Origin of the sequence: Thauera aromatica (assembly GCF_023093595.1) — a bacterium.
GTDB classification, from domain to species: Bacteria; Pseudomonadota; Gammaproteobacteria; order Burkholderiales; family Rhodocyclaceae; genus Thauera; species Thauera aromatica_A.
In genome coordinates this window covers 56415-66930 of the sequence record NZ_JALLIK010000096.1, presented here as the reverse complement: position 1 = coordinate 66930, position 10516 = coordinate 56415, and the positions used below count along the sequence as shown (strand labels likewise).

Below are 10516 nucleotides of genomic sequence, written 5' to 3'. Positions count from 1 at the left end.
GGTCTCGTTGTTCTCGTCGAGCAGGTCATCGACCGTGTCGGTGCGCACCAGCAGCGCGCTGTCGCCCGCGCCCACCGCGATCGGCCCGCTCACCGCCTGCCACGTCGTGCCTCCGTCCGTGCTGTATTCGAAGAACGCTTCGTGGTAGTCCGCATCGATCGCCGTGCCGTCGGCCAGCGCCAGGCTCACCGTGCTGCCCGCCCCGGCGTTGGTCACCGTCACCGAGAACACCGCCGTCTGCCCTTCGGTCACCACCACGCCTTGCGTCCCGACCCCCGCCACTTCGATGTCGGGCACGTCGTTGTCGACGATTTCCGATTCGGCGGGCGATTCGCTTGCACCGAGGTTCTCGAAAATCGACTGCGTATCCACAACTTCAGAAATGACCGCAATCAAGGGCTCGATCGGCTCATTGACCGAGTCATTGACGGCATTGACCTGGAAGACGGTCTGGCTCGTCCCCCCCAGGATGGTCACCGTCGTCGGCAACGGCGCAGCATCGGTCGGATTGGCTGCCGGCCCGCTCCAGGTGAGCTGCACATCCACATTGCCGCCTTCGGGGACCGTCACCGGATTGCCGGCCTGGTCGACCAGGCGGACCGTATAGGTCAGAACCTCTCCTTCGCCCACGGAAGACAGGTTGACGCTGATGACGGCGAACACCGGATCGTTGTCATCGACGATGTTGGCCGAAGACGACTGAGCTGCATCGAGCTCGTCATAGCCGCCACCCGACGCACCAACGACCGAAATGGGAAGGGTGTCCGTGCCCTGGATGAAAAGATCGTCGGGCCGGGTTTCGAGTACGGCCACGCCCGTGGTCTGGCCGACCGGAATGGTGATGACCAGACCGTTGCTCAGGTTCAGTACCAGATCCGAGCCCGCCGGCGCGACATCGACCGTGGCCAGGACGCCGATCGGCGTGCCTTCGATGACGTCGCTGCCATCGACGAAGATGAAGCTGCCATCCGGTCCAAGCAAGGGCTGGCCGTTGTCATCGAGCAGGACATAATTCAGCGAAACGATTCCGGTGACCGTCTCCACCGCATCACCCGGCTCCGGCACCAGCCCGCTCTGCGGTTCGAAGCTGTAGTCGTAATCGACCCCGGTGGTTTCCTCGGCAATCCGCAGCAGGCGCACGAAGCTACTGCCTTCTGCATCGGCGCCGCCGGCCAGGCCGGCCGCGGGCGCTTCGAGAAGCTCGTCGATATTTTCACCGGCCTCGAGCGCTTGCAGGACTTCGTCGACGGTGCCGGCGGAAACCGCGCTTTCCTGCGCGCCGGGCGCGCCCTCGTCGAGCATCTCGAGCCCGAGGCCGACGACCTGGCTCTCGACGACCATCAACGTGGAACCATCGGCCATCGCCAGTTCCACCTGCCCGCCGGCAGAGGTGATGACGGTTTCGCCTTCGAGCAGTGCATCCCCCGGTTTGATCGAGCGGGTATTGCCCTGCGCGTCGCGTACGAACGCCTCGCCGATGACCGATACGACAGTCGCGATGACCTGAGCCATGATGAAACTCCCTTGAACGAGACCGGGCCGGAGCGCGCAAAACCTCACCGCCGACAACGATCGTGGTGGTTATCCGTGTTTCCACTCTACTGGCGCCGGCCATGGCCGCCTATTGGACCGGTGGACAGCCCGGGCGCACAGGCGACCCCGTGGCCGGCGGCTAAACCTCGGCGGCAGTCCGATGCGTCTTGCCGTAGCGCAGCACGAGCTGCAGCCGGTCGCGCACGGCAAGCTTGTCGAACACCGCGGAAAGATGGGCCTTCACCGTGCGCTCGGTGATGTCGAGCTCGCGGGCGACTTCCTTGTTGCTCCACCCCGCGGCGACCAGGCGGGCGACCTCCGCCTCGCGCTCGGACAAGCGCGCCTCCAGCTCCCCGCGATCGGGTCCCGCCTCCTTCCCCAGACGCGGCCGGAGCGACCGCACGAGGCGCTCCAGCAACTCGGCGCCGACCCACAGCCCGCCATGACGAAGAACTTCGCTCACTTCCCGCAGCAGGGGCGGCGCCGCCAGCGCATGGCAATAGCCGCGGGCCCCCAGGCCCAGCGCGGTGAGGCCCTCGCGCGGATCCGGCTGCAGCGAGAGCAGGACCAGCGCGCAGCGCGGAAACGCCCGTCGCAACTGGGCGAGCTCCCCGCGCCAGTTCGGGAACTCCGCCGCCAGCCAGATCACGTCGCCGTCTGCCGGCCCGGAGAGGACACTGCACTCGCTGAAGAACCGCGCCTCGGGAAACGCCTCTCGCCACCGCTGCGTCGGCATCGAGGGCGGCGCCAGAAAGAAATCTTTCGTCATCGTTCGCTCATTGCGTTGGCTTTCGCCCGCAGGACGGGCTTCAGCAGGTAGGAAAGGATGGTCTTCTTGCCAGTGAGGATGTCCACCTCGGCGACCATGCCCGGGATGACGGGGAGTCCGTCGCCCAGGCTGGTGGTCAGCGTCCGCACCCGGACGACATAGAAGGCGTTGCCTTTCTCGTCGGTCACGGTGTCGGCGCTGATCAGCTCCAGCACGGCGTCGAGCCCACCGTAGATGGCAAAATCGTAGGCGGTGAATTTCACCACCGCCGGCTGTCCCGGGCGCAGGAAGCCGATGTCCTTGGGCGCGACCTTCGCCTCGAGGATGAGGGCGTCGTCGAGCGGCACGATCTCGACCACTTCCTTACCCGGCTGCACCACCGCACCGACCGTATTGACCAGCAGGCGGGAAATCGTGCCGCGCACCGGAGCCCGCAGTTCGGCGTGCTTGACCCGGTCCTGGAGCGCGCGGCTGCCCTCGGTCAGGCTGGCGAGCTTGCCCAGCGTTTCGGAAAGCTGGGTGCGCCACTGGTTACGGGCGTTGAGTTCGACTTCCTGGATTTTCTGCGTCGCTTCCGCGATCGCCGCCTGGACGCGGGCGATATGCGCCGCAGCCTGGTCCCGCTCGCCGCGGAAGCGGCTGACTTCGCGCTCCAGGCGGATCAGGTCGACTTCGGAGACCGCACCGGAGCTGAGCAGCGGCCGGGTCACGCCCAGCTCCTGCTGGACCAACCCGAGCGCCCGCGCGGCCTGGTCGCGACGGGAAACCGCCTCGTTCAGCTCCTGGCGGCGCTGCGACAATTGCTCCTGGGCGATCGCGATCTGCGAGGCGACCTCGGCCTGGCTGGACAAGTACAGGCTGCGCTCGTGGGCGACGATCTCCGGAGCTTCGGCGGCGAGGTCGTCCGGTGCGACGAATCCGCTGTTCTGGGTCAGCGCGGTCAGTCGCGAAGCTCTCGCCTGCAGGGCCAGATACTGGGCGCGATTTTCGCGCAGGGAGGATACGAAACGGGTGGGATCGACCCGCAGCAGCAGTTCCCCCGCCTCGACCACCTGTCCTTCCTGGACCAGGATGTCCTCGACCACGCCGCCATCGACCGACTGCACCACCTGCAGCTGCTGCGACGGAATGACCTTGCCCGCCCCACGGGTGACTTCGTCGACTTCGGCAATTCCCGCCCACCCCAGCAGCACGCCGAACACGACCACGACGAGCACCAGCAGGCTGCGCGCGCGCACGGGCTCTTCCTGCAGGCGGGCCCAGTCGGCATCGGCCGCCCAATCGACTTCCTCGCTCCCGGAAGTGGGCCGCAGGCGTGCGAAAAGCCGCTCGGACACCGGCTTGCCGATCTGGCCGAGGCGCGCGGACGCTTCGCCGATGCCTTCGAAGATCTGCTGCTGGGAAGATTTCTCCATCACGTGCCTCGCCCGACCCTGCCCTGGCGAAGCGCCTCGACGACATGCGCCTTGGGCCCGTCGGCGACGATCCGCCCGGCATCGATGACGATGATCCGGTCGACCAGTTCGAGCAGGGAAGTCCGGTGGGTAATCACGATCATGGTCTTGCCCTTGGCGAAGCTGCGCAGGCGGTGCTTGACATTTTCCTCGGTGGAGCGGTCCATCGACGAAGTCGGCTCGTCGAACAGCAGCACCGGCGGATCGTTGATCAGCGCACGCGCCAATGCCACCGCCTGGCGCTGGCCGCCCGAGAGCAGGCTACCCCGCTCGCCGACCTGCAGGTCGAAGCCCTGCGGGTGCGCATTGACCAGGTCGAGGATGCCGGCGATGCGTGCGGCCTTGAGGACGTCCTCATCCTCGACCGGCGCCGCCCCGAGGACGAGGTTGTCGCGCAAGCTGCCGTAGAACAGCATCGGATCCTGGGCGACATAGCCGATATTGCGCCGCAGCTCCGCCGGGTCGAGCTGCCTCAGGTCGATGCCATCGACCAGCACCGCCCCGGAAGTGGGCCGGTACAGCCCGAGGATGAGCTTTTCGAGCGTCGTCTTGCCCGACCCGACCCGACCGAGGATGGCGACGTGTTCGCCCGGCTGGATGCGCAGGGAGACGTTGCGCAGCACGCTCGCCGACTGCCCTGGATAGGTGAAGCCGACGTCGCGGAATTCGATCCCGCCGCGCAGCGTCTTGCGGCTGATGAAGGCGGCTTCTTCCGGGCGCTCGACCTCCTGCGCCATCAAGCCTTCGAGCGCGCTCAGCGACGTCGATGCGTTGTGGTAATGCACCAGCAGGCTGGCGACCTGGCTGATCGGCGCCATCGCCCGCGATGACAGCAGGTAGCAGGCGATCAACCCGCCCATCGAGAGCCCACCGTCACCGATCAGATAGATCCCCATCACGATCACCGCCACGCTCACGCTGTGCTGCACCCACAGCGAAGCATTGGTCGCCGATGCCGACAGCAGGCGCAGCTTCGAGCCGACCCCCGCCAGCAGCGCCGCGGTCTGTTCCCAGCGCCGCTGGACGACGCCCTCCGCCCCCAGCGTCTTGATCGCCTCGATCCCCACCAGCCCCTCGACCAGGGTCGCGTTGCGCTGCGCCCCGGCACGGTAGATGGTTTCGGACAGCTCGCGCATCTTGCCCTGCACTGCCACCGCGTAGAGCAGCAGGGCGACGATGCCCACCACGAACGGCAGCAGCAAGGGCCAGGCGATCCAGCCCACCACGGCGAGGAAGAGCAGCGCAAAAGGCAGGTCGATGAAGGCGATCACCGTCGCCGAGCTGATGAAGTCACGCACCGACTCGAAGGCACGCAGGTTGGCGGCAAAGGAGCCGACCGAAGACGGGCGGGTCTCCATCCGCATCCCCAGCACCCGCTCCATGATCACCGCCGACAGTTTGACATCGGCACGGTTGCCGGCGAGGTCGATGAAATACCCCCGCATCGTGCGCAGGACGAACTCGGCCACGAGCACGACAAACACCCCCGCGGCGAGCACCCACAGCGTCTCGATGGCGTGGTTCGGCACCACACGGTCATACACGTTCATGACGAACAGGGGCATCGCGACGGCGAACAGGTTGATCGCGAACGCCGCCAGCAGGACATCCCGGTAGAGCGAGCGGTTCTCCGCGACCACGCTCCAGAACCAGTGCCCGTGGCGGGAAGGACGCACCTGCGGCGTGCGCGCATCGAAGCGGAACCGGGGCCGCAGGTAGATCGCCCGCCCGAGATAGCGCCGCGCAAGCTCTGCGGCCGGCATGTCGACGGCCGCATCGCCCAGTTCGGGGAAGACCACCCGGGCGACGGCCCGGCCCTCCTGCCAGCCGACGAGAATGCAGGCCTCGTTGCCCTCGAGCAGCAGGATGGCCGGCAGCAAGGCGTCGTTCAGACGCTCCAGGGGATGCTGCACGATCCGGCTCGAAAGGCCAGCACGCCGCGCAGCGCGCGAAAGCAGCGCGGGCGTGAGCCCGCCGCCGGCAAGCGGCAACCCGGCGAGCGCCGCATCCCGGGTCAGGTTTGTGCCCTGCGCGCGCGCCACCAGGATCAGGCACTCGAGCAGACTGTCGTCCACGCCGGCCGCCGCGGAAGGCCCGGCGGCGGTGACGGCCTCCCTCTCCACTTCAGGAATCAAGGCATCCACTCTGTCCAATGGTGCACTCCGATGTCGAGACCGACACGACCGCCCGCTACCTCCTGCGGAGCACGCGCTCACCGGGCGACCATCGCACGCGCCTTCATCATGCAACGAAATGCAACATTGCGCCATGCCCGCCGGCAGCGAGAGGCAGCGCGCGGATCTCCTGCATTCTCCCCCCGGCGACAGGCTTCGGCAGCAGGCTTCCATCCTGCAGCGTGACGCCGTTCACGGCCTGCCTGCGCATGGATCGACGCCCTTCGCACACCGGACTGCATTCTCACGCTTCCTCGCGCGCAGCGATGCATCCCTCCAGGGCACTGTTTCCGCCTGCCTGCCCTTCTGAATACCAGTGTTTCCGAACGGCCGTGCAGTCCCCGGCGCGCGCCGCCGGTCACGCTCAGCGCGGCAACGGCTCCTTGTACTCCTCGACGGCCACGGCGCGCAGCTGGTAGCCGGCACGCCCCATCTCGGAATCCACCCGCCCGATCGCCATCACCCCATTGACCCACACCGGCATCATGTTCCAGTCGGCCGGCAGCGGTTTGGCGGGAAGCACGTGGATGAGCTGGTTCGCCGGCGGCGGCGGCACGTGCACGCAGGCGCCGAAATAGGGCACGAGGAGGAATTCGCGGATCGCGCCGCCGTCACCCTCGAGCGCCACGACGAAACCCGGAATGCGGACCCGCGCCCCGCTCAGGCGCTCGACCACCGGCGCCCGGTCCCATTCCTCGCGCATGCGCCGCATCGCTTCGGAGGCGCGCGGGTCGTTGTCCTCGAGGGTGTCGAGATCGAGCTCGGCAAGGAAGCGCTCCGGATTCCAGTCCGCCGGGATCAGATCGTCCCAGCTGATCTCGCGGTAGGCGGCGGCCTTGCCGGGCTTGGCCGGGGACGCCAGACGGTCGCCGACGCGGTAGTCGCCGTCAGCGGCCTGCGCCGCGACCGGCAACGGCGCCGCGCTCAACAGCACGGCGGCGATGGCGCCGAAAACGGCGCGCAGGAATTGCGCTTCGATCATCATCTCTCGTTCTCTCAGATCCGTATCGTCATGCCGTCGGCGAGCGAATAGCGATACGCCCGTAGCGCCGGCACCAGGCTCGCCAGCAGACTCGCGCCCAGCACCGCGGCGAGCAGGCCCCACTCCCCGGCGGAGGGCAAGCCCAGCGACAGCTGCAGGCCGTGGCGCGCACTCAGCCAGGGCGCGGCGAACGCACCCGCACCATACAGCAGCGCCAGGCCGAGCGCACAGCCGGCAAGCGCCAGCAGCAGGCTCTCCACCGCCAGCAGCGCGAAAACCTGCCCCGGGCCGGCCCCGAGCGCGCGCAGGATCGCGAGCTCGCGCCGGCGCTCGCCGAGGCTGGCGACCACCACCGCGACCAGGCCGGCGAGCCCCACCATCACCACCAGCGCCGAAACGGCGAGCAGGGCCTTCTCCGCCATCCCCACCAGGCTCCACAGCTCCTGCAGCGTCGCCCCGGGCAGGATCGCGCTGAGCGGCTCCCCGGCGTAGGCGTTGATCCGGCGCTGGACGCGGAACACCGCGGTGCGGCTGTCCAGGCCGAGCAGCGCCGCGGTCACCGACTTCGGCGCCAGATCGAACTTGCGCACGTGCTCGGGGCCGATCTTCACCCCCGGGATCGGCGCCCCGCCCTGCCAGTCGACATGGATCGCCTCGAGGCCCTCCAGCCCCACCAGCAGCGCACGATCGACCGGAGTGCCGCTGCGCGCCAGCACCCCGACCACGGTGAACGGCTTGTCGCCATGCTCGGCGAATGCGGGCCCGCCCGCGCCGCCGGCGCTGCCGTGGCTGAGCACGATCCGCTCGCCGACACGGTAGCCGAAGCGGGCCGCGACTTCGGCGCCGAGGACCACCTCGAACAGCCCCTCGGGCATGCCGGCGAACGCGCGCCCGGCGGCGAAGCGCAACGCGCGCCGGTCGCCGTAGCGGTAATGCTCGAAGAAAGCCGTCGTCGTACCGACCACGCGGTGGCCGCGGTGCGAATCGCCGAGCGCGATCGGCACCAGCCATGCGACCTGCGGCAGCGCGGCGACCTCCTCGATGCTCGCCCACGAGACGTTGTTGGTCGCGTCGCCGATATGGAACACCGAATACAGCAGCAGCTGCACCGCCCCCGCGCGTGCGCCCACCACCAGGTCGGTACCCGACAGGGTCTGGGCGAACCCGGCGCGGGCATCGTTGCGCACCCGTTCCACGCCGAGCAGCAGGGCCACCGACAAGGCCACCGCAAGCACGGTGAGCATCGCCGCGAGGCGGCGGTTGGCGATGCTCGCCAGGCTCAGATGCCAGATCGGCGTCATCCTGCGGTCTCCACCGCGCACGCGATCATGCTTCTGCCTCCGTGTCCGCCCGGTTCAACGCGGCCAGATCGACCACCCGGTCGAAGTGGCAGGCGAGGCGGGCGTCATGGCTGACGAAGAGCAGCGCCGCTCCCGCCGCCGCGCATTCGCCCAGCAGCAGATCGAGGAAGGCCTGCTGGCGATCGGCATCGAGGGCGGAAGTCGGCTCGTCGGCGACGATCAGCCTGGGGCGGCCGATGAGCGCGCGCGCCGCCGCCACCCGCTGCTGCTGGCCGACCGAGAGGGCGGCGGCGGGCCGCGCCAGCACCGCCGGCGCCAGGTCGAGGGGCTGCGCCAGGCGCGCCACCTCGGCGGCCGGCGTCGTTCCCGCCGCCCGCAGGCGCGCGCGCCGCTGCGCCGAAAAGCGGCAGGCAAGCAGGATGTTGTCGCGCGCCGACAGGTAGGGCAGCAGGTTGAAGAGCTGGAAGATGAACCCGATATGGTCGGCCCGGAAGCGGTCGCGCGCCGCCGCCCCGAGCGACGCCAGCGCCGTGCCGACGACGCGCAGCTCGCCCGTCTGCGGTGCGACCACGCCGCCGATCAAGGACAGCAGGGTGCTTTTGCCGCTGCCGCTGGGCCCGCGCAGGAACACCCGCTCCGCCGGTGCCAGCACGAAGGTATCGATCGCCAGGCAGTCGTGGCGCGCACCGGGCCAGCGGTAGCGCAGCCCCCGCAGCGCGACCGCAGCGGCCTCGACGTTGCCCGCCGGACTCAACGCCACCCCCCATCCCCGCGGAGGCCCGCATCGACAACCATCGCCCCGGTCCGCGCTTGCGCCATGTTCACAGCCCCAGCCGCGCCTGCTTGGGCGTCAGCGTCGCCGCCCCCTGCCCGTGCGCCGAAGCCCACTCGGCGCGCACCGCGCGCAGGCGCGGGAAAAGCTCGAACAGCCGCAGCTGCAGGGCATCGAGCGCCTGCGGGCGGGCGCATTGGAAACGGTAGCCGGCGACGAGCTCGCCATGATCGCCGTCCCCGGCCTGCACGTGCGCTGCGCCGCCCGCATCGGCCCGGTCTTCGCTTTGCCGCCAGGGCGAAGCCAGGCTTACCGCCATCAGCGCACAGCCGGCCGCTTCCGGCAGCCCGAACAGCGCAGCGCCGTCGCGCAGCCCGCGTTCGGCCGCCTGCAGCGCGGCGCGCTGGGCGGCGGTGCGCGGCGCATGCTCGAAGCCGACCAGCGTGTCGAGCGGCGTCGCCAGTTCGATCTCGAGCGCCCCTCCGTCGACGGCCACCCGCAGCGCAGCCAACCCGTGCTCATGCGCGCCCCCGGCCATGGTTGCGGGGGCAGCGCGCGGCGCGGCGTGCTCAGGATGCCGGCCACGGTCCTCGTGCTGGGCGGCAGCGCCCGGCGGCAACAGTGCCGCAGAGAGGGCAAGAGCGACAAAAAAGGGGGCCATCTGGAATTCCTGCGGAGTTGCATTCTAATGCTACAATGTTGCATCAAATACCGATCCAAGCCAAGCCACTTCCCTGCTGCGACCGGCCGAACCGCACTCACCACGGATTCCCCCACTCCGCACCGATGCCCAAGCAACGACATGCTCCGTCCAGCGCGCCCCCGCAGTCCGCCCGCGGGCTCATCACGGCCCACGGCGGCCGTGCCACCCGCACCCGGGTGGCGCTGATCGAGACGCTGCAGGCCAGCGCCCATCCCTTGTCGCACGACGAAATCGGCGCCGCGCTGGCGGCGCTCGGCATCGCCCACGACCGTGTCACGCTCTATCGCGCCCTCGACTGGCTGGTCGAGCAGGGCATCGCCCGTCGCATCGCCGGCGGCGAACGTGCCTGGCGCTTCGAGATCGCCCGTCACGGCGAACACCGCCACGCCCACTTCCATTGCGAGCGCTGCGGCCAGATCCTGTGCCTGGAGGACATTGCGGCCGAATCCAGCCCGAACCTGCCCGCCGGCTTCAAACTCGAACGCGCGGAGCTGGTGCTGCACGGCGCCTGCGCCGAGTGCGGCCCCCGGGGCCCCGGGACGGTGGCCCGATGAGCGCCCGCGACGCCCATCCCGTCCGCGCGACCGCCGGCGTGCGCCGCGCCCCCCCCTCCCCCGCGCCCACCCTGCTCGGCACCGGCCTCGCCGCCCGTCTCGCCCTCGCCGCGGCGGCCCTGGCCACGCTGTGGCTGACCCTGCTGTGGGCGCTACGCTGAGATGACACCCCCCACGCTCACCATGTTCGCGGAGGGTCGGCTTTGCACCGCCGACCCGTACGGCAGGCGCGGCGTGATGCGCCGCGAAATCCCGGCCTCCCCCCCCCGAGGGG

At 69.5% G+C, this 10516-nt stretch carries 10 protein-coding genes; 2 read left to right on the top strand and 8 right to left on the bottom strand.

All coding sequences use genetic code 11. The features are described 5' to 3' along the window. From MXC99_RS07585 to MXC99_RS07550, 8 genes are all read right to left on the bottom strand, one after another. The coding region (locus tag MXC99_RS07585; RefSeq protein WP_247724874.1) for a retention module-containing protein at nt 1-1512 on the bottom strand (1512 nt) is incomplete at its 3' end. A 160-nt stretch (nt 1513-1672) separates the two neighbouring features. Next, nucleotides 1673-2302, bottom strand: a complete 630-nt coding sequence (locus MXC99_RS07580) for a helix-turn-helix transcriptional regulator (RefSeq protein ID WP_247724873.1) — start codon at nt 2300-2302, stop codon at nt 1673-1675. Beyond that, a complete protein-coding gene (locus MXC99_RS07575; RefSeq protein WP_247724872.1) occupies nt 2299-3717 on the bottom strand; it encodes an HlyD family type I secretion periplasmic adaptor subunit in 1419 nt (472 codons plus the stop codon). Before MXC99_RS07575 ends, MXC99_RS07580 begins: the two co-directional genes overlap by 4 nt. Next, nucleotides 3717-5879 (bottom strand): type I secretion system permease/ATPase, encoded by a 2163-nt coding sequence (locus tag MXC99_RS07570; RefSeq protein ID WP_247724875.1) that lies wholly within the window; start codon nt 5877-5879, stop codon nt 3717-3719. Before MXC99_RS07570 ends, MXC99_RS07575 begins: the two co-directional genes overlap by 1 nt. Nucleotides 5880-6294: 415 nt before the next feature. Continuing rightward, nucleotides 6295-6912: a DUF3299 domain-containing protein gene (locus MXC99_RS07565; protein ID WP_247724871.1), complete on the bottom strand. Its 618-nt coding sequence runs from the start codon at nt 6910-6912 to the stop codon at nt 6295-6297. A 14-nt stretch (nt 6913-6926) separates the two neighbouring features. Further along, entirely contained in the window at nt 6927-8213 is a 1287-nt protein-coding gene (locus MXC99_RS07560; protein ID WP_247724870.1) for an ABC transporter permease, read from the bottom strand. 25 nt (nt 8214-8238) lie between these two features. Then, the gene (locus tag MXC99_RS07555) at nt 8239-8973 is read right to left on the bottom strand and encodes an ATP-binding cassette domain-containing protein (RefSeq protein ID WP_247724869.1); all 735 of its coding nucleotides are present in this window, start codon (nt 8971-8973) and stop codon (nt 8239-8241) included. 61 nt (nt 8974-9034) lie between these two features. Then, a complete protein-coding gene (locus tag MXC99_RS07550; RefSeq protein WP_247724868.1) occupies nt 9035-9646 on the bottom strand; it encodes a DUF2796 domain-containing protein in 612 nt (203 codons plus the stop codon). A 125-nt stretch (nt 9647-9771) separates the two neighbouring features. Here MXC99_RS07550 and MXC99_RS07545 point away from each other — a divergent pair, with 125 nt between their 5' ends. After that, complete coding sequence (locus MXC99_RS07545) at nt 9772-10242, top strand: Fur family transcriptional regulator (RefSeq protein ID WP_247724867.1); 471 nt, start codon at nt 9772-9774, stop codon at nt 10240-10242. Further along, entirely contained in the window at nt 10239-10403 is a 165-nt protein-coding gene (locus MXC99_RS07540) for a hypothetical protein (protein ID WP_247724866.1), read from the top strand. The genes MXC99_RS07545 and MXC99_RS07540 overlap by 4 nt, the downstream gene beginning before the upstream one ends. Nucleotides 10404-10516: the final 113 nt, after the last annotated feature.

Coding starts and splice junctions, on each gene's coding strand:
- MXC99_RS07540 (WP_247724866.1), top strand. CDS start 10,239: ATGAGCGCCCGCGACGCCCATCCCGTCCGCGCGACCGCCGGCGTGCGC.
- MXC99_RS07550 (WP_247724868.1), bottom strand. CDS start 9,646: ATGGCCCCCTTTTTTGTCGCTCTTGCCCTCTCTGCGGCACTGTTGCCG.
- MXC99_RS07545 (WP_247724867.1), top strand. CDS start 9,772: ATGCCCAAGCAACGACATGCTCCGTCCAGCGCGCCCCCGCAGTCCGCC.
- MXC99_RS07580 (WP_247724873.1), bottom strand. CDS start 2,302: ATGACGAAAGATTTCTTTCTGGCGCCGCCCTCGATGCCGACGCAGCGG.
- MXC99_RS07560 (WP_247724870.1), bottom strand. CDS start 8,213: ATGACGCCGATCTGGCATCTGAGCCTGGCGAGCATCGCCAACCGCCGC.
- MXC99_RS07565 (WP_247724871.1), bottom strand. CDS start 6,912: ATGATCGAAGCGCAATTCCTGCGCGCCGTTTTCGGCGCCATCGCCGCC.
- MXC99_RS07575 (WP_247724872.1), bottom strand. CDS start 3,717: ATGGAGAAATCTTCCCAGCAGCAGATCTTCGAAGGCATCGGCGAAGCG.